We start from the raw sequence: 24,408 nt of genomic DNA, 5'->3' as shown, positions 1-24,408 counted from the left end.
AACACAGAAACGGAATTTTTTCGGCTTTTTGATGAAAAGTATACAAGTGTAACTAAGTTTGATATAACAAAACTTTAATGATTTTCAGTATTTATAGGTGTTTTACAAGTTTTTATGAACTTTGTTATAAAGCAAAACTATACAAGTTGTATATAAGATTGTAACAGGAAATATCTTTCATTATCTTTGGATCTTAGTTTTAATTTCTGATGGCATTACCAATTAATATCGAAAGTCTTTTAACAGGACAAACCGTGGAGTGGGATCGTATCGAGTTCAAAAAAGGATGGAATCCCGAAGATGTGATGCATTCGGTTTGTGCTTTTGCCAACGACATCAACAATTGGGGCGGCGGATATATTTTCATTGGAATTGAGGAGAAGGACGGTCAGCCGATTTTGCCACCTCATGGTCTGCAGTTGAATCAGTTTGACGCCATCCAAAAAGAACTCATGAAAATTGCCAATCTTATTTCGCCTTATTACTGTCCGGTAAGCCAACCGTATAGACTGGTCGATAAAGATGTGTTGGTGATTTGGGCTCCAGGAGGAGATAACAGACCTTACAATGCACCAGTAAAATATGGCTCAAAGGATTCAGGAAGAAAATATTATGTTAGAAGAAGCTCGGTAACCAAGCAAGCAAACCGACAAGAAGAAATGCTATTGGTGGAAATGGCTAAGAAAATACCCTTTGATGACCGTGTAAATCATCACGCTTCAGTAGAGGATTTAAGCTTCAATCTTATTCGTGGTTTTTTGGAGGAAGTTAAAAGTGATCTGCGTACAGAAGCCCTTAAAATGCCATTGAAAGATTTGGCTGTCCAAATGCGTATTGCTTCGGGTCCTGTAGAAGCATTGCTTCCTTTAAATGTTGGATTGTTATTTTTTAATGAAAATCCACAGAAGTTTTTCCGTGGAGCAACCACAGAGTTTATTGTTTATTCGGACAATTCAGGGAAAGATTTTACGGAAAAGCGTTTCACGGGCCCTATTCATTTACAAATGAGGGAGGTTTTGGAATATTTTAAAACCAATGTTCAAAAAGAAAGAGTAAATAAGAGTTCTGTAAGAGCCGAAGCAAACAGAGTGGTTAATTATCCTTTTGACGCTGTGGAAGAAGCTATTGCAAATGCATTCTATCATCGAAGTTATGAAAATGAAAGTCCGATAGAGATAAATATATGGCCCGATAAAATGGAAATTTTGAGTTTCCCTGGTCCGCTTCCACCCGTTACTCAAGAAATGCTGAAAGAACGCAGGATTGTAGCAAGAACCTATCGTAATCGCCGTGTTGGCGATTTCTTCAAAGAAATGAAACTTACTGAAGGTAGAGCTTCCGGTTTTCCAACAATTTATGACAGTATGGAAGAAAATGGTTCCCCAAAACCAAGCTTTGAAACGGATGATAATTTCAGCTTTTTCCTTTGTACACTGCCAGTAAATCAGTTTTTCATCAATGTGGAATTAACAGACAGAGAGAAATCAATTCTTAAATTTTGTATCACTTCGCAAAAGAGAAGTAGCGTTTTGGAGCATTTAGGTTTGCAAAACCAGCATTCCAACTATGTGCGAAACATTCTACCACTACTTGAAAGAGGATTAATTGAGTTTACAATTCCGCAAAATCCAACGAGTCCACGACAGGAATATATTACAACCGAAGCCGGAAAAGACTTCTTATAATTTGTAGCTGAAAGTATACAAGTGTAACTAAGTTGTTATGTAGCCGAATTTAATATTTCCTTTATTTAATGGTGTTTTGGGTAGTTTCTGTACATTGATTTATAGATAGAAGTATACAAGTTGTATGTAAGTTAGTATGGTTTCTTCGGAGCACTCTAATACCTTTTGCTGTGCGAATTTTAGATAAATAATGAGTATTGCTTAAGAAATAAACTTATCGTCTTTTATTCTATCACGGATGGCGTACTAACCTTTTGCCCATATTTTGAAGTCCAGAATAGCTCTGAAATTTTCAAGCGGTAAATCCTTCTTGTATTTATAATTCTTCGGGTTATAGCCTGCCTCAATTGCATTGTAAAAAAAATACTTTTTCCATTTTTTTCGTTTTTAATTGTTAGTATTTATTTGAATTATTTTTTAGCATCAAATCCTTCTTTAAAATTTAATAATTTGTTTGCCTCTTTAGGATTTCTTTTTATGAATTCATTCATCATTTTTGTGTTGTTTTCCAAATTGTCTAAATATTCCGTTGAAACTACAGTTCTATTTTCTTTTTCTAGATCAATCAGAAACTCTTTTTTGGATTTAATCGCTTCTGAATACCATCCATCCGACATTTTTTTAAGATAAAACAGATAGATTAAGGACATAAGGAAATACACTACGGAACTTATCACAACTATTTTCAATATATGAGATTTTCGATTTAGTTGGTCAAGTTGGCTCTTGCTGGATTCGGAAAACTGTAATTCAATTGTCTTTGGTAGCGTTTCAAGCACTTCTCTAAGAGAATCAGTCTTTTTTGAAATAAAAGCTTTAATGATTCTCAATCGCTGTATGTCCCGCTTTAAGTTAGAATTATTGTTATTATTCTTTTTTAGTTCTTCAAGTAAATTTGCTAGTAGTTCGGTTGGATTTGGTTTTTGTTCTGAATTTTCCATTTGATTGTATTTTTTTATGTTAATTATCTTCTAAAATGACGACTTTCATCGTCATAAATTGACTTTCTCCTCTTCTTGAGCAAACTATCATCAGCTGATACATAATTGGGTTTGATAAAATCTTTGACTAGTTCTTCCAAAGTAGAAATCACACTTTGTTCCTTGGTATTTTCATATTGATTTGTTGAAATTTCCAAATTCATATTTTCAATAAATTTCTTGGATAAACTTGGGTCTATTTCCGACAATTCAAAGCCCATTTTTTTATCACAGAAAAATCCTGATTTATTATTACTTATTGGCTTTATCCAAAGTTTTTCGATTTGAAGTTTTCCCATTGAAGTTGAATATTTGACTTTTATTTGTAAGTTTTCTTTTTCTGCTCGTTCTCTAAAATCAATAAGTGATTCGATATTCAAATTTTTCGAAATAAAAGACTTCAACTTGAAGATTTCCTTCATTTCTGCAATTTTCAATTTATTGGTAATTTGACTTAATGTAAATCCTGGAAGGTATATTCGTTCAGTCTGATCGTTGATATCATCGTGGCGAACGATCCGCATACCTGAAATTCCAATTTTTTCATTTTCTGATAATGTTACACGAAATCCTACTGAGTTCATTTGAAAAACAAGTTGCTCGAAGTTGTTTGAAGACCGAATACAATTTTTCAAATTCTGCAGCATTTCAGCCTTCTTTTCAATTCCAATTTCAACATCTGTTTTGATACCGTGTTCACGTAAAATCGCCCTCAACTCCTTTCCAAATCTATCCCCACATTTTGCCGATTTAATCGAGCATTTTCCATTGGTTTGGATGCGGTTAACGATGAAGTGTATATGGAAGTTTTTGGTTGAATTATGGGAATCCACAATCGCTTGATTATGGTCGGTCATTCCCATCTGTCGCAGTGCTTGCAAAGTGATTTCAGTGAGTTTGTCTTCTGAAATATTATTTGCAAAATGCGGAATTGAAACATATCCTGTTAAAGCCCATTTATGAACATTTTCATTTCTATCGGCAATCATCTTCATTTCTTGAAAGATCTGCTCAGGAGTTGTACCCAATAAATTTTGTGAATGAACCATTTTTGCAAAACCTTTATCATTGCCATTGTATTCAATTGCGATGGAAGAAATTCTTCTTGTGGTGCAAGAGTTATTCATTTTCATTTAGTTTTTCAATTAAATATCTACGCATCAATTCGGTCACTTTCTCAATTTCTTGAAGGATGATTTTTTTGTTTTCAAAAACATTCCATTCTCGATGTCGTAATAGATTTTTGATATGCGTAAAATTATTGGCATATGACAGTAAGATTTCATCCGTTCTAAATTCATGTATTTTTAATTCTTTTTCCGTCAAAACCAACCTTATATATTCCGAGATTTTAAGGCTATGTTTTTTGGATAATTTCTGAATTTCTTCGAATTCATTTTCTGTAAATCTCACGGTGAATTTTCTCAAAAAATGAGTGGATGTCTTTTTCCGAAGACCACCTTTTCTACCAATTTCTCTAAAGAATTCTTTTCGCTTTTTTTCTGCATTTCTTGCCTCTTCTTCTTTCGATATTTGTTGTACAAAATCGGTTAAAAAATCATTTTCCATAATATTTGTATTTAATGTTAAAATTGTAAATCATCTTGTTTGCTATCCGAATTTTTAGTTCAAAAAAGTATTTTCGACGGCAGGAGAAAATCAAAAATCCCTACCGACGACACGCTAGTGGTCGGACGTAGGGTACTTTTTGCACAACCTATCTGCCGATTTTGCGTGTCGTTATTTCACGTAGGTCTCTTTCCTCTAAACCTATATCCATTTTACGCATGTTCCCACTGATTAAAAACTCATTTAAGTCTTTGTGATTTTTGAATAAAATCCGTTCGTCAGAAACATTGGAATTTTGTTTTTTGAGAATGTCGGTTACAGAATCTCCCGTCCTGTCATTGTCCAAAAAGAGTTCAATATTATGATAATTTTCGAGTTGATTTTTGACCTTTGAAATCATCGTGACGGAATTCAAAATGATGTAATCCGAAGGTTCTTTTTCGAGTGGTTTTTCCAAAATTTTGAACGACAAATAATCTGCAAATCCTTCAAAAATCCTTAAAGTTTTAGATTGATTTTTCACTGAAGTGAGGTCTTTTTTACCTAAACAAATTTTGACGTATTGATTCCTCATTTCATATCCGTCCGAATCGTTTTTGAATCCCAAACCGAAATAATTCTTTCCGTTGAGTTCATAATGAATTTCTTTGAGTTCAGATTTTAAGGAATCGAGTTTTCTTGATTTTAAATAGTCAATCAAACTTGGATGTTCCACTTCTTTGATTTTGAAAATCTGATAGCCTGATTTTGGTTTATCATCTTCATTTTCCATTTTCTTCATTGTTGGAATTGAATAATCAAATCTTTTCAGATATTCCAACGCTTCGGAAACTGAACATTTTTTGATGCCTTGAACCAAGGAAACATTGTCGTATTTCACTCCTGTTCCAAAATCAAATGCAGTGTTCTTTTCAAAATTCACTGAAAGACTTGGTGTTTTTTCTTCACGATCAAATGCAAGATAAAAAGCGGTTCTTCGGTTGTCCTTGCTCGGGAAAAGAGAAAAACTCTCCAAGATTTCCCTGATGCTGATATTTTCGTTTGCCTGTTTGCAATTCATTGTTTTGTGTTTATTAATTAAAAGCTGTTTCTATTTTGATGATTTGATGAAATTGTTTTGTAATCGGTTGTGTTTTAAATGATTATTACATCATCAGTTCTTCATCATTTCATCAAATTGGTTTATTTCTATTCATCATTTTGTCATCAAAAAACAGAGTGAATTGCTTTGATGAGGGTTTTGATGAACCATAACTGATTGTTTTTCTTTTCAATAGCAATTACTTCATCAAGTCATCATACTTTTTGAGGATAAAGTCCTTTTCAATAGTAAAATATCTCCCTTTTGCATTGTTCTGATAAAAAACACCTGCATGATCGATATCATATCGGATGTATGCGAGGGAATTGGATTGAGCTGTCAATTTCCAATTCTCTTTCAGGATATTTCGGACATCTCTTCTTGTGAAATAGGTCAATCTGAACATTCGGTTAAGCATGTTCAAAATGTCCTGCGGAGCAACATTAACACTTGTGTCATCAATAGATTCGAAGAATTCAAAAAAAAGTTCTATAACTTTTGATTCCAGCTTGTTGTTATTTCGGAAGACAAGTTTCTGAAGGGCTTTGGTTTTGATGTCCTGAGGGGCGAACCACATTCGGCTCTTTTTTTGAGAAAAGAATGATCTATCAATTAGATATTTTAGGAATAATGGAATTTCCTCTTTAAGATTATTGAGAAATTCTGTGTTTTCCGTTTTGATTGGATTGATTTTCAAAATCCAAAATCTGATTTCGTTTTCATCAATTTGAATGAAATTATCCTCATTGTTACTGCAGAGAATAAACTTTCCAAAGAAGTCAATTTCCTCACGGTCTTTACCTTTATTTTCAAGTTTATCTTTGTTTGTAGTTGAAAGATATTTAAGTCGCTCGGTAATTTCTTTTCGGTCAAAAAACACTTCGTCAATTGCAATTAGAAGCATAGAAGCCCAGTCTGAATTGAATTGACTATTAAAGGAATCTCCTTTAATGTAAGTCATATTTAGTCCGAAAATTTCCTTAAGCCATTTTATGAAAGTGGTTTTCCCTGTTGCTCTCTCTTTGCTAACCAAACATAAAATTGGAAGAATCTGTGTTGGGTTAATCAATAGGATTTTCAGATAATCAAGACCTAAGTCTATCTGTTTTCCGAAAATGTGTTCTAAAAACTGTAAAGTAAATGGAAGGTCTTCTATAGTAACTTTTGCAACAACTGGTTGGAAAGGAATTTCGTTGTAGATGTTATAGAAATTTTCAACATTTTGCTTAAAATTCAAGTTGTCAGGAATGCAACAAAAACCATCATATTTTGGGATTTTACTCAAATAATTTCGCTCATGGTCTTGAATAATGGTTTCACGAGACCACTTCGTTAGAATTGTTATTTTATCTCCAGAAATTTGAGGTTTTGTGACTAACTTATAATAAGTAGTTCCAATTCGGAGGTAAGGTATATGTGCAGGATTATTCATTTCAATTTTCTTTAGTGGATATTTCCTTATTGTTTGATTTGAAAAGCTGCAATGCAATTTCCGCATCTACCACAATTGTTCGATTTCGTTGAAAAATTGCATCATCAATAACTCCACTTTTCTTAATTCGATTCGCTGTTGCTATTGAACAATCAAAAAGATTTGCTATGCCTCGTATTCCATAAACAAGTTTTTTATTTTCCTTAATTATTGGCGGGCCAGTTTGATTAGCAATTTTCTCTTTCTCTTTGGAGTTTGTAAGTGCTAGAAATTCTTCGCCTGTCATTTGCCATAGTGGCTTTGTTAATAAATTCTGTGTTTCCATTTTTAATAAATTTGATACCACAAAATTTCAACGATTCCCAAGTTCAGCAAAATTCAAAATGAAAAATCAGCGCAATTTTTTGCACTGATTTACAGGTTATTACATTAAAAAATATTTATTTTATGCTACTAATAGATTCATAGAAATTCAAAAGAGCTCAAAAGCACTCATTAATTGATTTTTTTTTCAAAAAAACAGTTAATGATGTTTAAAGGAGTTCATGTTTTGCCGAATTAATAATTGCGTCAATCTCTTTATGTAATTGTACTTTGTTTTTGCTAGAAGGATTAATCTTCTTTTCGAAATCATTTATATCAAAGTAAGTTACCATTTCATCTCTCCAAATTGCTTTTTTCGCTGGCTTAATAAATTCAATCGCAACCCTATTAATAGCATATGCAATGAACTTATCTGTATTTCGCTTCTTTTGTACAGCCATGAGATCTTTTCCAGCCATTTGATTTACAAAATCTAGGAACTCTACAAACTCGATAAGATCTAATCCAACAAACAAATCATATAGAACTCCCAAAACTCTTCCGTTGACGAATACTTCATCAAGATACTTTTCAAAAACACTTAATGAGGAAAAAGCAAACTCAATTTCTTCAATTTTTTCAATCATTTTCTGAGGATGAAAACCATACAAATAATCTAATTTTCGTTCCTTTCTCCCCCAATCATTATACAAAGAATTGCAATATTCCCTCTCTTTTTTATATTCATTATTAATTTCTTCATATTCTTTTCTCAATTCAATCATTTGCTCGGACTCTTCACTGTATCTCATACACCACGATTCTAATCTCCCATTGAGTTCGAGCCGTTTGTCACTTATCTGTCTTAAAACTTTGTATTGTGAATTGTAGATTGATTCTTCTTTTGAACATTCAGTCGAGATCACCGAAGAAATACGGTGATACTTAAAAAGAAATCCTTTTTCAGTTAGTAAGTTTTTTAAGTTTGATAATTTCGCTTTGTATTCTCGGTAAATTAGATTGGGTCTTTGGTGTTCAAACAAAGCACTAAATTCAATTTTGTTTTTATAATCAGTAAAAACAATACACGAATCAATAATTTCTTTTGATAAGTTTTCGTTGTTTAATGTTGTGAGAAACTTCTCCATTACGATTAGTTCATCAATATGTTCTGTTATTTTCATAGGATATTTAGTTTTTGCATTTGCGCTTCTCTTGTCGAATCTACTACATCGATATATGGTTTCATAGACTGATAATCTGAATGACCAGTCCATTTCATGATAACCTGAATTGGAATTCCTTTTGCAACGCACAGACAAATAAATGTTCTCCTTCCCAAATGGGATGAAAAACATTCCGACTTTGGTTTTACATCGTCATGCCGTTTGTTCCCAATAAAATAAGTGTGACTAATAGGGTCATTTATTTTTGCAAGAGCACCCAATTCCTTTAAGTAATCATTATACTTCTGATTAGAAATAACAGGAAGTGCAAAATCACTCTCCGGTTCGTAATCGTTATACTTTTTAAGTATGTGTAACGCAATATTGTTAAGTTCGATTGTGAGGTTGTCCGTAGTCTTCTTGGTTACAATTTGTATTTTGTCATTCTTGATATCACTTTTTTTCAACTTTGCAACATCAGAATGTCTTAATCCGCAAAAACAAGTGAATAGCAGAATATCTCGTACTCTTTCTAAATATTGTTTGGTTTCTGGAATTTCTAAATCTCGTATTTTTTTTATTTCTTCTTCAGAAAGAAAAACGATTGGTTTTTCTGCTGTTTTTAGTTTCGGATTAAATTCTTTGAATATGGAGCCGTCCACATATTCGTGCTTAATAGCAAATCTTAAGAACCATTTCAAGTTCTTCAAATATTTTTTTGTAGTAACATTATTTAATTTGATTGTGCCAAAAAAGTACGACATCAACTTTGTCATTCCATCGGAGTCCAAATCTTCAAATGACAAATCTTTGTTAAATTCAGTAAGGTGATTTTTTAAGGCTGCAAATTTCTTAAAGGTGTCTTCACTCCAATTATTAATTTTTCCTGAGTAAGAAGTGAATTCGTCATAAACATCAAAAAAGGTTTTGCTCTCTTCTTCTGCCGCATTTAGTAACTTGCTTTTTCTTTTCTCTCCCTTATCTTTTAGATCGTTGAAGTAGTTCTTTAACTCTGATGGTTCAGGAATTCTATCTTCAATTTGGCATTTGATGAAAAAGGTTTGAAGGTCTGATAGGAGAGTTTGTATTTTTGTATTTATTTCTTCAGCACTTATGCCATTTTTATTAATAGACCCTTTCTTTACTTCTAGTAATTGTTCATTCCATAGATTTCTATCAATTCGGTATCCTGTAAATAAATTGATTCTATTAGCATTATAAGTCAAGCGAAAAAAAATCGGAACATTATCGTCGATAATCTGACCATCTTTTTTTCTCTTCTCTAATTCTATATTGATTTTTCTCCTAATTGTAATCATACCATAAAATTTACAGCCAAATTTACAGCCATTTTTTATGATACACAATAAGATTATTTAAGTTTCACAAAATATTATTTAAATGCTAAACATTGATTAACAGTAAATTATATATTTTATGATGTTCTATAATTGATAAGGTTCGAATCCCTGTGAGTCTACATAAGTAATTAATCCTCTGAAATTTCAGAGGATTTTTTTTATTAATAAGTTTTTATTTTGTGACTTCGAGGACGAAATTGTCTTCCGTACGCTTTGAATTGTGGTCTTGCCAGTTCATCGTGAGAACAATGTTCATGGTTTTTACAATATCCTGAAATGAAGACTGCTTTTTGATATAAAGGTTTGCGCCCTGCTTATAGCTACTTCCTACATCTTTATCTGCATCTGAGGTGGAATAAATAGCAACAGAAATGTTTTCGAATTTTTTGTTGCCTTTAAGCCTTTTCAAACATTCCAGTCCGCTGATGTGTGGCATATTTAAGTCAACAAAAATAATCTCGGGCAAAATGGTTTCTTCTTCCAGCTGCTCCAACATCTTTAAACCACTGTCGTACGTAACAATTTCCGGGCTATAATCGGTTTCAGCAAAGGCATCAGAAAAGAAAAGCCTGTCGTCTTCATCATCATCAACCAGGTAAATAAGGGATATATTATTTTTCATACATATTGTAATTGTCAGCAAATTTACAAAATAATCAACAAAACTATCATTTTTTTTATCAATTATTAATCATAAATAAAAACAGTAATTATAAATAAAAAATAAAATACAAATCAATAATAGCTTCCTAATTTTATTCACTATAGTAAACAAAAAAAGTCTTCAGAAATCTGAAGACTTAATTTTTTACATTCGGTTAACTGTACCAATCCCTAACAAACCAAGCGATTTTTTGATGGTTTTACCAGTTAAATCTGATAATTCCAGTCGGAACTGTTTAATACTTTCATCATCCTGATTCATAATCGGATTGTTCTGATAAAACGAGTTATAAGATTTTACCAAATCATAAACATAATTCGCAACCTGAGCCGGGCTTAAAGTTTCTGCGGCTTTTGTCACCACTTCTTTATAGGTGGAAAGCTGCATAATGAGCTCTTTTTCAAATTCGTTGAGATGATAATTTACAGAATTTTCTTTTGAGCTAAACTGAGCTTTATTCAACAGTGATTGAATCCTAGCATAGGTGTATTGGATAAAAGGACCTGTATTTCCGTTAAAATCAATACTTTCAGCAGGATTGAAAAGCATTTTCTTTTTTGGATCCACTTTCAGCATAAAATATTTTAATGCTCCCAAACCAACAGTTTCGTATGACGCTTCCTTTTCTTCATCTGAAAGATTTTCAAGCTTTCCTAACTCCTGTGCTTTCGCTTTAGCAGTTTGATACATTTCTTCCATTAAATCATCTGCATCTACAACCGTTCCTTCACGCGACTTCATTTTACCTTCCGGAAGTTCAACCATACCGTAAGAAAGGTGATATAGCTGATCTGCCCATTCGTAGCCTAATTTCTTTAGGATTTTAAACAAAACATCGAAGTGATAATCCTGCTCGTTTCCTACTGTATAAATTAGTTTCTGAATATTATTGTCTTTAAAACGCTGCACCGCAGTTCCCAAATCCTGCGTCATGTAAACGGAAGTTCCATCAGAACGCAGCAAAAGTTTTTGATCCAAACCTTCATCCGTTAAATCACACCAAACAGAACCATCGTCTTTTCGGTATAAAACTCCTTTTAGAAGCCCTTCCTGAATTAAATCTTTACCAAGTAAATACGTATTACTTTCGTATTGCTTTTGATCAAAATCTACTCCTAATCTTTTATACGTTTCATCAAACCCTGCATAAACCCAGGAATTCATCATTTGCCAGAGGCTTCGTACATGTTCATCTCCTTTCTCCCAATCCAACAGCATTTTTTGAGCCTCAAGAATGGAAGGCGCCTTTTTCTTTGCCTGTTCTTCATCTATTCCGTTGTTCTTGAGCTCGTTAATTTCTTCCTTGTATGTCTTATCAAATTCAACATAATAGTTTCCAACAAGTTTATCACCTTTCAGATGAGTGGATTCCGGAGTTTCATTCTTCCCCGATTTTTCCCACGCCAACATCGATTTACAGATATGAATTCCTCTGTCATTAATAATCTGTGTCTTGATAACATTATAACCGTCTTCCGCCAGAATTTGGGCAACGGAAAAACCTAAAAGGTTATTTCTAATATGACCTAGATGCAAAGGTTTGTTGGTATTTGGTGAAGAATATTCTACCATTACGGTTTGATCTTTATTCTCAATCTGTTCTAAACCATTTTTAATTGTATTGAAATTATCAACAAAAAAACTGTCTTTAATTTTAAGATTAAGAAAACCTTTCACCACATTAAAGCTTTCAACAAAATCAGACTGTACTGTCAATGAAGTACCTAATTCGTTTGCTATAATATCCGGACTTTTCTTCGCCAGTTTAACCAAAGGAAAAGTAACCACTGTAAAATCACCTTCAAACTCTGTTTTATTTTGCTGAACTTCAAGAGTAACATCATTAAGTTGATAAGTGCTTCGGATGATTTCCGAAATTTTATTTTGAATCAGGTCTTTAATATTCATATAGAAAAAATTGAAGTGCAAATATACGGAAATAAAAAAACCGCTCCGAAGAGCGGTTTGAGTTTATCTTAATGAAAAGATATTATAGTTCCCACCAGAATTTAGAAGTGTTTTTATCTTCTGCAGGTGATAATCTTGATACAGCTTCATTATAATTTGTTGCGTTATAATTTGCTTCTTCAAGAGGATAAGGCATTCTTGTTGGGATTTTACCTCCATTGATTGCACTGTGAGCAGGCAATAAAGTAGGGTATCCTGTTCTTCTCCATTCGGACCAAGAATCAAATCCTTGGTTGAACAATGCAACCCATTTCTCTTCAGCAATTACTTTAGCAGGAGCAGCAGCATAATCCACAACTCTAGCAGCAGCGTAAGCAACAGCATCAGCAGCAATTGCGGATCCGTATTTAGCATCAAGTGTTTGGTAACTTCTTGTAATTCCTAAAGTTAGCATTGCAGTAGCACTTTCAGCAGTCCAACCCAATTGAGCAGCTTCTGCTCTGTTAAGGTAAGTATAACCAGCAGTCATTAAAGCCATTGGAGCATCAGCACCTTTGAATTTAGTTGATTGTTGTGCAGCATTTGCAGAGTTATCCAAACCAGCTGCAGTTAAATCATCCACTGTGTATCCATAAGCCAAACCAGTTCCTGTATTACCACCAGTACTAAATACGCTTAATCTTTTATCTAAAGTATGGTTTGAAGTTCTGTTAAATGTATTAGCAGCACCTTTTAAAGATTCAGTAAACTCTCTTGAAAGATAGTAGTCTGCCGCTCTAAAAGTATTTAGTGGATTAGCAACTAAACTAGCAGAAGAGAACGTCCAGTAAGCTTCCTGTGCAGTAGTTTCAATTACACCTCCCGAGTTAGACAGTGCCTCATTAAAAGTTTGAGCAGCAAAACCTGAAGCACCTGGATATTTCTTGCTTAACTGCAAAGCTGTTTGCAACAATACAGAGTTCGCCAATCTTTTCCAGTTTGCTGTAGATCCTTGATAAAGGATATCTCCCTGAACAGCAGTTTTAGCAGTGTTCAGCATGTTTCTACCTTCCTGAAGATCTTTAATGATTCCTTTGTATACAGCTTCCTGTGTATCATACTTCGGAGTACGAAGACCTTCACCAATTTTAGCAGCTTCAGAATATGGAATATCTCCATACGTATCTGTAATTCTCTTATAGATAATAGACTTGAAAATCTTAGAAACACCAATCATATTCTCCGCTGCCCCTTGAGTTAACATTGCAGGCGTTGGGTTATTAGAATAATCTGCTATTATTTTATCTAAGTTAACAATTTGGTTAGCATAATATCTACCCCAAGCTCCACGCTCAAAACCATAGATTTGTTGAGTAGTATATACAGACTGTGCTTGATACTGAACATACAATTGTGGGTTCATCAAGTAAGAATTTCCCCCGTTTTGCGCAAAACTCATCATTGATCCAGACATCAATGCAGAGTAACTTGCGTCATACGCACCGTACTTATCTTTATTTAAATCCCCGAAGTTTTCATCTCTACAAGACCCTAATGAGCCTAAAACGAAAAGGGATAGTACTACAATTTTTAATTTTCTCATTGTAATTATTTAATATTATTAAAAATTAATTTTAACATTTACACCATATCCTTTTGTAGATGGCAACTGTCCGTCTTCACCATAAACTTGAGACATCTCTGAAGGATCTTGTCTGTGGTAGTTATCTTTAGATACCCAAATTAACCAAGGGTTTCTTGCTGTTAAACCAACTGTAATTCCCTGTACTGTAGTGTTTGCAAACAAAGATTTAGGGAAAGTATAAGATAATCCTACTTCACGTAACTTAATGTAGCTGCCATCGTGGATATATTGCTCAGCTAATCTGTTACCGTGGAACTGTGTAAAGTAATCGTAAGCTTCGATGTATGTATCAACTGGGTTACCAGCTTCATCTACACCAGTTACACGTACACCCCCACCATCAGCTACTGCATCTCTTACACTGTGTCCATTCTCGTTAATTGCAGCTGTAGGTGCTAACAAACCACCTGAGTTACCCCATTGTTCTGATAAAGAGAACCATTTTCCTCCTTTTTGGAAATCAATACTTGCTGCTAATGTAACACCTTTGTAACCAAATGAGTTGTACCAACCACCTGTAAATTTAGGAAGGATACTTCCAAAGTTTTTGTTACCTTCAATTACATACAAGCCATCAGCATTAAGAACTTTATTACCGTTCTCATCTCTTGCGAAACCGTTACCAACTAACTGACCCCATTCTTCACCTACCATTTGAAGGACAGATACATAACCGAATGCAGGTGACAAACCATAGTTGATTGCATTAAGTCCTTCAGCTACTTTTTCAATAGTAGATTTGTTCATCGCAAAGTTTGCAGATGTAGTCCAGTTAAATCCATTTGAATTTCTGATAACATCACCAGAAAGGTTCAATTCGATACCTTTTCTTCTAGCATCCCCAGAATTTAAGAAAATACTTAGTGCTCCTGAAGAAGAAGGCAATGTTACCGGAAGTGGCTCATCATTTCTCTTCTCATCATAATAAGTAGCTCCTAAAGTAACTCTGTTTTTAAGGAACTTAATATCAGCTCCAAATTCAAGGTTTTCGTTAATCGCTGGCTTCAAAGTAGGATCAATATATCTTGTTGGCTGTAATGCCATTTGATATGATCTTGTACCCATTGCCAAAGGCTTGTCATAGAAGAAATACTCAGGATTAGTAGCTCTTGCATTAATATCACTCGCAATCTGTGCAATACCTGCTCTTAACTTGAAGTAAGTGATATAATCGTTTTTAGCCCAAAGATTGTGTAGCAAAACACTCGCTCCCAAAGAGTAAGTAAAGAAAGAGTTATTACCGTTCAAATAAGCTGAGTTAACGTCATTTCTGGCAGAAGCATCAATATAGAAAGTATCATCATAACCAACAGAAACGTTACCAAATAACGATTTGTAAGTTTTACCATAATCCCATGGATCTGGAACCGGAGCAATATTAGCATTCTTGAAATCCCAAACATCAGGAGTAAGCAACCACTGAAGTTTTCCAAAAACATCCATGTTTTCAGTTGTACCAGTCCAAGACTGGTTTGTAATATTTCCTCCTACAAAAGTATTAAGGTCAATTTTACCAAACTTGTTAGAGTAGCTTAATCTACCTTCATATTGATCTTCAGTATAATCAGAATCAGTTAAACCAAAACCGTTCAAGAAGTCCATGTACCCTCCTTCTGTTCCACTTGCACTTTTTGTAAGTGAATAAGGCATGAAATATCTGCTGTTAGAGATATTGTTTACTCTTGAATAAGAAACTCTAGCCGTTAAGTCATCAGTAATTTTGTAAGATGGTGCAACGGAGAACATAATGGTTTTTCTATCCACATAAGGTCTGTATCTCTCCATATATGTAAATGGATTATACCAGAATCCAGGTTTTGTTCTGTAAGCACTTGGCCCATCAATTCTGTAATAATCTGGTCCCCACCAGTTCCAAGATGCATGATATCCTCTAGGTGTTTCAAGATCTTTAAGCTCCTTCATTTTGTTGATATCCAAATCTCTACCAAACCATTGGTTGAAAGATCCGGAAGTCTGGTTAGAATAACCATCATCAAAATCTCCGGTTGTTCTGCCCTGAGAAAAGTTCAGTACTGCTTCTACATTTAATTTGTCATTAAATTTGTAGTTTGCAGTAGAGTTGAAATAATTTCTTCTTAGTTCAGTATACGGAGTAATACCATTTTGAAGCAAGTTAGTGAAAGATACTCTACCTGTGAAAGCGTCAGTTCCGCCAGATACAGAGATTGAATTCTTAAATGTGAATGCGTTATCGTAGAAATCTTTTACGTTATTGGGTTGCGCAACCCATTTAGCTGTCTGTCCGAAATATGGACTGTCTTTCCAGAATGCATACCAAGGCAAATAATCTCTACCATCAAATTTAGCACCCCAAGATTCGTCAGCAAGGTAATTTTGACCTCTCTTATAAGTCATACCTTCTAATGCAGCCCATTCTGCAGGATGTCTTACCGGATTGAAATGGAAAGTTCCGAATGAATCCTCTCCATCATAACCTTGTCCATATTCATTTTGATATTTCATTGTTCTTGCAACAACATCTACGTTTGTTGAAGAGTTCAATTCCACATTTAGTCTGTTTCTTGCACCTTTTTTAAGCGTCATTACAACAACACCATATTGAGCTCTTTGCCCATAAAGTGCAGTTGCGTTTGGCCCTTTCAAAACGTTAACAGACTCTAAGTTATCCATATCAATCGTATTGGGATCAACGATAACTCCATCCAATACATAAATTGGATCTGCATCAGATAGCATAGAAACCGCACCTCTTAAACGAAGTTTACCAGTTTCACCAAGTTTTGATCCAGCTTGTCCGTTAAGCTGAACACCCGCAACCTTACCAACGATTGCATTTTTAACATCCACATTCTGCGTTACGTTAAGCTCTGCAGCTTTAACAGTTTGTGTAGCATAAGGAAGCGATTTTTCTTCCCTTTTAATACCAAGAGCTGTCACTACAACACCCTCGATATCAGTTGTTTTAGTTGTATCAGTCTGTGCATCTACCATTGTAAATGATGCAGAAAGAACTACAGCTAAAACGCTTGTTGTTAGTTTCTTCATATCAAATTAAATTTTTCATTGGCACAAAAATGCAAACTTTTGTTAAATCTACCAAACTTTTTCTTAACAAATCGTTAATTATTTTGTAAATTTGTTAAATCATTAAAATTAAACATGCATTTAAGTTAAATTTTATGGAATTATTAAAAAAATGGTCTGATAATTATGTTGAAGCAGGTTGTGATGAAGTTGGAAGGGGCTGTTTATGTGGTCCTGTTGTAGCAGCAGCTGTTATTTTGGATGAAAATTTTAAGCAAAATTTGGTTAACGATTCTAAAAAATTAAACTTTAAAACAAGACAAGATTTAGATATTTATATCAAAGAAAATGTCAAAGAATATTCAATTGCAGAATTACCTCCCGAATTTATTGACCAACATAATATCCTGAATGCTTCTATCCATGCAATGCATTTAGCACTGGACAAACTTACATTAAGACCGGAATTGATTTTAGTTGACGGAAACCGTTTCCACCCCTATAATTTCATTCCTTATCAGTGTATAGTAAAAGGGGATTCTAAATTACTTTCAATTGCTGCAGCTTCTATCCTAGCAAAAAACTATCGTGATAATTTAATGATAAAACTTCACGAAGAGTTTCCTCATTACGGTTGGAAAAAAAATATGGGTTACGCAACAAAGGAACACCAAAAAGCACTGATGAAATTTGGACCAACAATTCATCACAGAAAATCATTCAGGCTTGAATATGAATTTGAGGAATAAAAAAACGGAAGAGGTAATCTTCCGTTTTTTTATTCCTATATTTATTTAAGGAGTACTATTTTTTCTTATTCTGCTGTTGCTGCTGAATCTTTTGTTGTTCCTGCGCTTTCTCCATCATTTCACGCATTCTCTTCTGGAACTTACCTTCTGCTTTTGGCTCTTTTTGTTTGTTGGCCTGAATTTGTGCATGAATCTTATCTTCGTCCAAAATCCAGTATTTAATCACCAGAATGATTAAGATATTCAATGCATTCGATACAAAATAATACCAAGATAAACCTGAAGCTGACGTATTTAAGAAGAAAAGGAACGTTATCGGAAAAATGTACATTATTACTTTCATATTCGGCATTCCCTCCTGTTGTGGCTGCTGAATATTTCCGGAAGTCATAATCGTGTAAATTAAGATAACAACAGTACACGCAATAGCAAAAATACTCAAATGTTCTCCCAAGAAAGGAATATTGAAAGGCAACTTAATTACGTCATCATAAGCTGTTAAATCTTTTGCGAACCAGAAGCTTTTTCCTCTCAAATCAATCATGTTCGGGAAGAATCGGAACAAAGCATAAAAAATCGGGATTTGAAGCAATGCCGGTAAACATCCCGCCATTTGGTTAACGCCGGCTTTTCGATAAACATTCATCGTTTCCTGCTGCTTCTTCATTGGATCTGCGTCTTTATACTTCGCATTCACCTCATCAATTTCAGGACGAATGACCCTCATCATCGCACTCAGTTTGTGTTGTTTGAACATTACCGGTGAAAGAATAATTTTCGTAGCAATCGTCATCAAAAAGATAACCCAACCCGCTGCAATTCCGTAGTTGGTTAACCAGTTGTAAATTGGGATAAAGAACCACCTGTTCAAAGAACCAATGAAAGACCACCCTAAAGGAAGAATTTCATCAAAGTTTTTGTCGTAAGATTTTAGCAATTTCAAATCCAAAGGCATGAAATACCATTTGAAATTTTGGTTCAGCTCGTTTCCTGTTAAATCAATTTGACCATCAAAATTAAATTTCTTCAAAAATTCACCATCTTCAATATTTTCCTGATTCCCTTTTGAATTTTTAAATCCAGTTTGAGGCTCTAAAACTGCAGAGAAAAACTGTTGTTTTACCCCAATCCAATTCAACGTTTCTTCAGGTTCATCCATTGTTGTTCTCGCGTCATAATCATAGGATTTATAATTATTAAATGCGTAGGAAAACTCAGAATGCGTTTGTTCCTGTGCTCTACCTTTTTCCATTGCTCTCACGCTGTAATCCCAGATGAAATCAGCTTTATTATCTGAAATAATTTGGCTTAACCCCTGAGTTTTAACATTGAAATCAACCGTGTATTTATCTAACAATGTGTAGATAAACTGAATTATCGCACCATTTACATTTGCCTGCATCGTCACAGAATTTCCGTTTTGTGTTGGCGCGAAAACTAAATCTTTAGTATTGAAGACTTTTCCGGTTTTATCCTTAAACTGAAACCCGTAAGTAGAATTATTTTTATCGAACAACAAAAGTGGTTTGTCGTTCGTATCTGTGGTTTTATTGTAAGCTTTGTACTCATTTAGCTGAACGGTAGAAATTTGTCCACCCAATGAATTTACTGAAACTGTAAGTTCCTTATTTTTTAACAGAACTTGCTGAATAGAAGATGTTTTCAGGCTGTCGTTAAGATTGGTTGCAATGGCAGGTTTTGTAACAGGATTTTGTACCTGTGTTACCTTTGCTTTGTCCTGATTTCTTAGTTGCTCTTCTGTCTGCTGTTTGTTCTGAAAATAAAACATAAAACCAATAAGAATCATCGAAAAAACCGCGAAACTTATCAGCTGATTTTTGTCCAGTCCGTTATTTTGCTGCATTATTTTAGTTTAAATTAAATGTTTCGGGCACAATTCACAAAATCTGTACCCCTTAATTTTGCGGTGACAAAAATAATGATTTTTTATAAACCCTTGTCTATTTTGTCATTAAATAAAAATGTCCGAATTTTTTCGGACACTTATTTTTTTACTATTTAGTACAAGCCTTTATCAACGCTTTAAACAAAGGATGCGGAGTTTCTACCGTACTCTTATATTCGGGGTGATACTGCACTCCGATGTAGAAAGGATGGTCTTTCAGTTCCAAAGTTTCTACAAGCTTTGTATCCGGATTAAATCCTGTCGGAACCAAACCGTTCTTTTCGAAATCTTCCTGATATTCTGAATTGAACTCGTATCTGTGGCGATGCCTCTCCGAAATATTTTTATTTCCATAAATATCTGCCAGTTTCGAACCTTGCTTCAACGAACATTTCCAGGCACCAAGACGCATCGTTCCACCTTTATCAACCACATTTTTTTGGTCTGCCATTAAAGAAATTACAGGATCAGGGGTTGAAGTATCGAATTCCATAGAATTGGATTTTTCAAGTCCTAAAACATTTCTTGCAAATTCAATGGTCATAATCTGCATTCCCAAACAAATTCCCAGCAAAGGAATTTTATTTTCTCTGGCATATTTTGCAGAAAGGATTTTTCCTTCAATTCCTCTGTCTCCAAAACCGGGTGCAATCAACATTCCGTCAATTCCTTTAAAGGTTTCTTTCACGTTTTCAGCCGTAATATCACCGCTGTACACCCAACGGACTTTCACTTCGGTTTCCTGTTCAGCTCCTGCGTGAATAAAAGCTTCCGCAATAGATTTATAAGAATCTTGAAGCGAAACATATTTTCCAACCAGTGCAATTTCCACCGATTTTTTCGGATTCTGATATTTTTTAAGGAAAGTTTTCCAGTCTTTCAGTTCTGCTTTTTTGTCCGATTTCAAGCCTAATTCTTTCAAAACTACATCATCAAAATCCTGCTTCTGAAGATATAAAGGAACCTCGTAAATGGTGTCCAAATCTTTACATTCAATTACATTTTCTAAAGCAACATTGCAAAACTGCGCCAATTTTGCTCTTTGTTCCTTCGGAATTTTATGCTCTGTTCTGCACACCAAAACATCGGCCTGAATTCCGCTTTCCATCAACTGACGAACAGAATGTTGCGAAGGTTTTGTTTTTAATTCACCACTCGAAGAAAGATAAGGAAGCAGCGTCAAATGAATCACCATCGAATTTTTTTCGCCCAATTCCCATTTCAACTGACGAACAGATTCTATGTAAGGAAGGGATTCAATATCTCCCACAGTTCCACCAATTTCGGTGATGATGATATCGTAATTCTGTTTTGCTAGGATTTTAATACGGCGCTTTATCTCATTGGTAATATGCGGAATAACCTGAACGGTTTTTCCAAGAAAATCGCCTTTACGTTCTTTTTCAATAACGGTTTGATAAATTCTTCCTGTCGTCACATTATTGTTTTGCGATGTTGGAGAATCAAGAAATCTTTCGTAATGTCCTAAATCCAAATCGGTTTCCGCGCCGTCTTCTGTTACATAACATTCGCCGTGTTCATAAGGATTAAGAGTTCCGGGATCGATGTTGATATAGGGATCAAGCTTTTGGATGGTAACGTTGAAGCCGCGAGATTTTAACAGAAGTCCCAAAGAAGCCGAGACAATTCCTTTACCAAGTGAAGAAGTAACGCCTCCTGTTACAAAGATGTACTTCGTGTTCTTTTTACTCATTAGATTAGGTTTGTGCAAAGTTAAAGGAATTTGAGATACGAGGCAAAACTTTTGCGAAAATTCCCGACCTTCGCAGTATGGCAAAACTCAAAACTGCATATTACTGCCAAAATTGCGGCACCCAGTTTACACAATGGCACGGACAGTGTAAAAACTGCGGCTCATGGAATACTTTGGTGGAAGAAATCGTGGAAAAATCTTCTCCAAAAAATTCATTGGAGAAAAAGAAAAACCACATTATCAACATCATCGAAGTTGAAACCAATGAAGAACCACGCATTAAAACCATTTCCGAAGAACTGAACCGCGTTCTAGGTGGCGGAATTGTTTTGGGCTCGGTTATTTTGATTGGTGGAGAACCTGGAATTGGGAAATCCACACTTTTGCTACAGTTGGCTTTGAAAATGAAGAAGAAAATTCTTTATGTTTCGGGCGAAGAAAGTGCGTCGCAAATTAAAATGCGTGCAGATAGATTAACAGATATCCAAAATCCTAACTGTTTTCTGTTTACCGAAGTTTCGGTGGAAAAAATCATCCACGAAGCTAAAAAACTCGAGCCCGATTTGATGATTGTGGATTCCATTCAAACGCTTCATTCTCAATTATTGGAAAGTTCTCCTGGAACCGTTTCACAAATCCGCGAAACTTCCAACGAACTCATCAAATTTGCCAAAGAAAATAATACTCCGATCATTTTAGTCGGACACATCACCAAAGACGGACAAATTGCAGGTCCGAAAGTTTTGGAACATATGGTGGATGTGGTTTTAAATTTTGACGGAGACAGAAATCACCTGTTCAGATTATTGAGAGCCAACAAAAACCGTTTCGGTTCCACACAGGAAATCGGGATTTATGAGATGGTTTCTCAAGGTTTGAAGGAAATAAAAAATCCTTCAGAAATTCTTATCACCAAAAAATTTGAAGAACTTTCCGGAAATGCCATCGCCGTAACTTTGGAAGGAAATCGTCCGATGCTGTTGGAAATTCAGGCTTTGGTTTCCACCGCTGTTTATGGAACTCCGCAAAGAAGTTGCACCGGATTTGATTCCAAAAGACTGAATATGCTATTGGCAGTTTTGGAAAAACGTGCAGGTTTTCAACTTGGAGCTAAAGACGTTTTCCTGAATATTACAGGCGGAATAAAAACCGACGATCCTGCTTTGGATTTGGCAGTGATCGCTTCCATTCTTTCATCAAATGATGACATCGCAATTTCCGAAAAATTCTGTTTTGCCGGAGAAATAGGTTTGAGCGGGGAAATTCGTCCGGTTCCGCAAATCGAACAAAGAATTTCTGAAGCTGAAAAGTTGGGTTATGACAAAATTTTCGTCTCTAATCTGAATAAAATTCCAAAAAGAAAATACGGAATTAAGATTGAAGAAGTGAGTAAAATTGAGGAGTTTCATGAGAAACTTTTTTAATGGAAAAGATAGAATTGAAAGCTGAAAATGTTTAAATTTATATAGTGAAAAATTTTCAATTCACCATTTTCAATTTTCATTTAAACGAATGAATTTCCTTGCGCACAGCTTCCTTTCCTTTACCGATGAACAAATCGTGGGAAATTTAATTGGTGATTTCATCCGAAACCGCGATAAGAAACTATTGCCTGAAAAAATTCAACAAGGCGTAATGTTGCATCGAGCGATTGACGCTTTTACCGATGTTCATCCCAAAGTTTCGGAAGCAAAAACTGTTTTTCAACCTTTGGTAAGGCTATATTCCGGAGCTTTTGTAGATGTTTGCTTTGATTATTTTTTGGCGAATGACAAATCCATAAAATCTGCAAAAGAATGGCGGGAATTCACCGCTCATGTCTATAAGGTTTTATATCAATATGAAAAAAATTTGCCCGAAAATTTTCGGCAGGTTTTACCAAGAATGCAACAGGACAACTGGCTTTACAATTACAGATACGATTGGGGAATGGAATACAGCATCCGCAATGTGCTGCATAAAGCCAGGTTTTTAGAAAAAAATACACCGGTTTACGGTTTATTCATTCATCATAAACCTTTTCTTAAAGAGTGTTTTGATGCTTTTTTTCCGGATTTACACGAGTTCTGCATTAAAATTAACGAAACGTTCTAGAAAGTTTGAAAGGAATACCGATCCGGATAGGTTAGTTTGGTACTTTTGCGGTTACCGTTGACGATAATATGCACGAGATTAATTTGGTCATCATAATAATTATATAGAAAACTTACCGCGGTTTCTACTTTTTTGGGCGCCTTAATTTTATCGGATTCCAGATAAATATTTACGCTTTCTCGATCTTCTTCATAGCCAACGTAATTAACATTAACAAATTGACTATCAGTCTTTAAACGTAAATACTCAGCACAATATTTTTTTAATACTTCATCCATATTAGCTTTGTATTTTTCATCCTGAAAACGAAGCATTGTGCCATATTTTTCTTGAAGTGCTGTTTCCAAATCATCTAAAAAAAATCTGCCCGTAATTTCAAAAGTTTTGGAAGTTACATTATATTTAAATTCAACAGAACCAACATGATATGGATGTATAACTTCGGTAAATGAACTTGTTAAAAACAATAAAGAGCATAAGATTAAGATAAGTTTCTTCATCAGTAATTTCTAAGAATAAGAAAACGAAAATAATCATTATTTTCGTACATCAAAATTACTTAATGAACGATTTTCTGTTTTATATAAAAATTGGTTGGGAACATATTATCTCATTAGATGCACTTGATCATCAGCTTTTCATATTGGTTTTAGTAGCGGCTTATTCATTTAAGGAATGGAAGTCAATTCTGATTTTGATAACTGCATTTACGATTGGTCATTCTATCACTTTAACTTTGAGTATTTTAGATATCATAAGACTTTCATCAAAACTCGTAGAAATTTTAATACCAATAACAATATTTTTAACCGCTTTGGATAATATTTTCTTGCAAAAACAACAAGCCAGACTGATGAAAATAAATTACTTTTTGGCCTTATTTTTCGGTTTTATTCATGGGCTGGGCTTTGCCAATACAGCAAGAGTGATGATTTCTTCTGAAGAAAATATTGGAGTTCCTCTTTTGGGTTTTAACATCGGTTTAGAATTGGGACAAATAGTTGTGGTAATCCTTATTTCAGGAATTTTTTACCTGCTTTCAAAATTTTTAAAATTAAATCAAAAATATTGGATTTTCGGTGTTTCAGTATTAGCTATTTTACTATCTTCAAAAATGATTTTAGAAAGAATTTAGTGCAATGTCCATTATTATGTAAAACATTTAA

General features: G+C 34.4%; 20 protein-coding genes. 5 read left to right on the top strand and 15 right to left on the bottom strand.

Going from position 1 to position 24,408, the window contains the following annotated elements:
• Positions 1–209: 209 nt before the first annotated feature.
• Positions 210–1,685: an RNA-binding domain-containing protein gene (locus Q0252_RS07100; protein ID WP_297984879.1), complete on the top strand. Its 1,476-nt coding sequence runs from the start codon at positions 210–212 to the stop codon at positions 1,683–1,685.
• 410 nt (positions 1,686–2,095) lie between these two features.
• On the opposite strand, the gene Q0252_RS07095 is transcribed toward Q0252_RS07100, so the two are convergent.
• The 12 genes from Q0252_RS07095 to Q0252_RS07040 form a co-directional block, all read right to left on the bottom strand.
• The gene (locus Q0252_RS07095) at positions 2,096–2,626 is read right to left on the bottom strand and encodes a hypothetical protein (RefSeq protein WP_297984877.1); all 531 of its coding nucleotides are present in this window, start codon (positions 2,624–2,626) and stop codon (positions 2,096–2,098) included.
• Between the two features lie 23 nt (positions 2,627–2,649).
• Positions 2,650–3,792, bottom strand: coding sequence for a relaxase/mobilization nuclease domain-containing protein (locus Q0252_RS07090; RefSeq protein ID WP_297984875.1), 1,143 nt, complete (start codon positions 3,790–3,792; stop codon positions 2,650–2,652).
• Positions 3,785–4,234, bottom strand: a complete 450-nt coding sequence (locus Q0252_RS07085) for a special sigma factor (RefSeq protein ID WP_297984873.1) — start codon at positions 4,232–4,234, stop codon at positions 3,785–3,787. Before Q0252_RS07085 ends, Q0252_RS07090 begins: the two co-directional genes overlap by 8 nt.
• Positions 4,235–4,382: 148 nt before the next feature.
• A complete protein-coding gene (locus Q0252_RS07080; protein ID WP_297984871.1) occupies positions 4,383–5,294 on the bottom strand; it encodes a toprim domain-containing protein in 912 nt (303 codons plus the stop codon).
• 220 nt (positions 5,295–5,514) lie between these two features.
• Positions 5,515–6,747: a primase-helicase family protein gene (locus tag Q0252_RS07075; RefSeq protein WP_297984869.1), complete on the bottom strand. Its 1,233-nt coding sequence runs from the start codon at positions 6,745–6,747 to the stop codon at positions 5,515–5,517.
• Between the two features lies 1 nt (position 6,748).
• On the bottom strand, positions 6,749–7,072 hold the full coding sequence (locus Q0252_RS07070) for a DUF3853 family protein (protein ID WP_297984868.1): 324 nt from the start codon (positions 7,070–7,072) through the stop codon (positions 6,749–6,751).
• 208 nt (positions 7,073–7,280) lie between these two features.
• The gene (locus tag Q0252_RS07065; protein ID WP_297984867.1) at positions 7,281–8,234 is read right to left on the bottom strand and encodes a hypothetical protein; all 954 of its coding nucleotides are present in this window, start codon (positions 8,232–8,234) and stop codon (positions 7,281–7,283) included.
• Entirely contained in the window at positions 8,231–9,535 is a 1,305-nt protein-coding gene (locus Q0252_RS07060) for a site-specific integrase (protein ID WP_297984865.1), read from the bottom strand. Before Q0252_RS07060 ends, Q0252_RS07065 begins: the two co-directional genes overlap by 4 nt.
• Positions 9,536–9,749: 214 nt before the next feature.
• Positions 9,750–10,199, bottom strand: coding sequence for a response regulator (locus Q0252_RS07055; protein ID WP_297984863.1), 450 nt, complete (start codon positions 10,197–10,199; stop codon positions 9,750–9,752).
• 186 nt (positions 10,200–10,385) lie between these two features.
• Positions 10,386–12,149, bottom strand: coding sequence for an arginine--tRNA ligase (argS, locus tag Q0252_RS07050; protein ID WP_297984862.1), 1,764 nt, complete (start codon positions 12,147–12,149; stop codon positions 10,386–10,388).
• A gap of 82 nt (positions 12,150–12,231) precedes the next feature.
• Entirely contained in the window at positions 12,232–13,731 is a 1,500-nt protein-coding gene (locus Q0252_RS07045) for a SusD/RagB family nutrient-binding outer membrane lipoprotein (RefSeq protein WP_297984861.1), read from the bottom strand.
• An 18-nt stretch (positions 13,732–13,749) separates the two neighbouring features.
• The gene (locus Q0252_RS07040; RefSeq protein WP_297984860.1) at positions 13,750–16,800 is read right to left on the bottom strand and encodes a SusC/RagA family TonB-linked outer membrane protein; all 3,051 of its coding nucleotides are present in this window, start codon (positions 16,798–16,800) and stop codon (positions 13,750–13,752) included.
• A 134-nt stretch (positions 16,801–16,934) separates the two neighbouring features.
• Between Q0252_RS07040 and Q0252_RS07035 the strand changes: the two genes are divergently transcribed.
• Entirely contained in the window at positions 16,935–17,528 is a 594-nt protein-coding gene (locus Q0252_RS07035) for a ribonuclease HII (protein ID WP_297984858.1), read from the top strand.
• A 55-nt stretch (positions 17,529–17,583) separates the two neighbouring features.
• Here Q0252_RS07035 and yidC read toward each other — a convergent pair whose 3' ends face one another.
• On the bottom strand, positions 17,584–19,392 hold the full coding sequence (gene yidC / locus Q0252_RS07030; RefSeq protein WP_297984857.1) for a membrane protein insertase YidC: 1,809 nt from the start codon (positions 19,390–19,392) through the stop codon (positions 17,584–17,586).
• A 151-nt stretch (positions 19,393–19,543) separates the two neighbouring features.
• Positions 19,544–21,148, bottom strand: a complete 1,605-nt coding sequence (locus Q0252_RS07025; RefSeq protein ID WP_297984855.1) for a CTP synthase — start codon at positions 21,146–21,148, stop codon at positions 19,544–19,546.
• Between the two features lie 77 nt (positions 21,149–21,225).
• Here Q0252_RS07025 and radA point away from each other — a divergent pair, with 77 nt between their 5' ends.
• Both radA and Q0252_RS07015 read left to right on the top strand, forming a co-directional pair.
• Positions 21,226–22,572: a DNA repair protein RadA gene (radA, locus tag Q0252_RS07020; RefSeq protein ID WP_297984854.1), complete on the top strand. Its 1,347-nt coding sequence runs from the start codon at positions 21,226–21,228 to the stop codon at positions 22,570–22,572.
• Positions 22,573–22,660: 88 nt separating this feature from the next.
• A complete protein-coding gene (locus tag Q0252_RS07015) occupies positions 22,661–23,242 on the top strand; it encodes an ACP phosphodiesterase (RefSeq protein WP_297984853.1) in 582 nt (193 codons plus the stop codon).
• Here the strand turns inward: Q0252_RS07015 and Q0252_RS07010 are convergent.
• Positions 23,239–23,742, bottom strand: a complete 504-nt coding sequence (locus tag Q0252_RS07010) for a DUF6702 family protein (protein WP_297984852.1) — start codon at positions 23,740–23,742, stop codon at positions 23,239–23,241. The genes Q0252_RS07015 and Q0252_RS07010 overlap by 4 nt on opposite strands.
• 62 nt (positions 23,743–23,804) lie before the next feature.
• Between Q0252_RS07010 and Q0252_RS07005 the strand changes: the two genes are divergently transcribed.
• Positions 23,805–24,377 carry a HupE/UreJ family protein gene (locus tag Q0252_RS07005; RefSeq protein ID WP_297984851.1) on the top strand — a complete coding sequence of 191 codons (573 nt, stop codon included), beginning with the start codon at positions 23,805–23,807 and terminating at the stop codon, positions 24,375–24,377.
• Positions 24,378–24,408: the final 31 nt, after the last annotated feature.

The sequence above is a fragment of the uncultured Chryseobacterium sp. genome, from assembly GCF_936933875.1.
Classification (GTDB): Bacteria; Bacteroidota; Bacteroidia; order Flavobacteriales; family Weeksellaceae; genus CAKZIK01.
This window is presented reverse-complemented; position numbering and strand designations above follow the sequence as displayed.

What these genes read in the sequence shown, in the direction of transcription:
- Q0252_RS07015 (WP_297984853.1), top strand. Translation starts at nt 22,661, where the DNA reads ATGAATTTCCTTGCGCACAGCTTCCTTTCCTTTACCGATGAACAAATC.
- Q0252_RS07005 (WP_297984851.1), top strand. Translation starts at nt 23,805, where the DNA reads ATGAACGATTTTCTGTTTTATATAAAAATTGGTTGGGAACATATTATC.
- Q0252_RS07080 (WP_297984871.1), bottom strand. Translation starts at nt 5,294, where the DNA reads ATGAATTGCAAACAGGCAAACGAAAATATCAGCATCAGGGAAATCTTG.
- Q0252_RS07010 (WP_297984852.1), bottom strand. Translation starts at nt 23,742, where the DNA reads ATGAAGAAACTTATCTTAATCTTATGCTCTTTATTGTTTTTAACAAGT.
- Q0252_RS07075 (WP_297984869.1), bottom strand. Translation starts at nt 6,747, where the DNA reads ATGAATAATCCTGCACATATACCTTACCTCCGAATTGGAACTACTTAT.
- Q0252_RS07070 (WP_297984868.1), bottom strand. Translation starts at nt 7,072, where the DNA reads ATGGAAACACAGAATTTATTAACAAAGCCACTATGGCAAATGACAGGC.
- radA (WP_297984854.1), top strand. Translation starts at nt 21,226, where the DNA reads ATGGCAAAACTCAAAACTGCATATTACTGCCAAAATTGCGGCACCCAG.
- Q0252_RS07085 (WP_297984873.1), bottom strand. Translation starts at nt 4,234, where the DNA reads ATGGAAAATGATTTTTTAACCGATTTTGTACAACAAATATCGAAAGAA.
- Q0252_RS07055 (WP_297984863.1), bottom strand. Translation starts at nt 10,199, where the DNA reads ATGAAAAATAATATATCCCTTATTTACCTGGTTGATGATGATGAAGAC.
- Q0252_RS07100 (WP_297984879.1), top strand. Translation starts at nt 210, where the DNA reads ATGGCATTACCAATTAATATCGAAAGTCTTTTAACAGGACAAACCGTG.
- Q0252_RS07045 (WP_297984861.1), bottom strand. Translation starts at nt 13,731, where the DNA reads ATGAGAAAATTAAAAATTGTAGTACTATCCCTTTTCGTTTTAGGCTCA.
- Q0252_RS07035 (WP_297984858.1), top strand. Translation starts at nt 16,935, where the DNA reads ATGGAATTATTAAAAAAATGGTCTGATAATTATGTTGAAGCAGGTTGT.
- Q0252_RS07095 (WP_297984877.1), bottom strand. Translation starts at nt 2,626, where the DNA reads ATGGAAAATTCAGAACAAAAACCAAATCCAACCGAACTACTAGCAAAT.
- Q0252_RS07090 (WP_297984875.1), bottom strand. Translation starts at nt 3,792, where the DNA reads ATGAATAACTCTTGCACCACAAGAAGAATTTCTTCCATCGCAATTGAA.
- argS (WP_297984862.1), bottom strand. Translation starts at nt 12,149, where the DNA reads ATGAATATTAAAGACCTGATTCAAAATAAAATTTCGGAAATCATCCGA.
- yidC (WP_297984857.1), bottom strand. Translation starts at nt 19,392, where the DNA reads ATGCAGCAAAATAACGGACTGGACAAAAATCAGCTGATAAGTTTCGCG.
- Q0252_RS07025 (WP_297984855.1), bottom strand. Translation starts at nt 21,148, where the DNA reads ATGAGTAAAAAGAACACGAAGTACATCTTTGTAACAGGAGGCGTTACT.
- Q0252_RS07060 (WP_297984865.1), bottom strand. Translation starts at nt 9,535, where the DNA reads ATGATTACAATTAGGAGAAAAATCAATATAGAATTAGAGAAGAGAAAA.
- Q0252_RS07040 (WP_297984860.1), bottom strand. Translation starts at nt 16,800, where the DNA reads ATGAAGAAACTAACAACAAGCGTTTTAGCTGTAGTTCTTTCTGCATCA.
- Q0252_RS07065 (WP_297984867.1), bottom strand. Translation starts at nt 8,234, where the DNA reads ATGAAAATAACAGAACATATTGATGAACTAATCGTAATGGAGAAGTTT.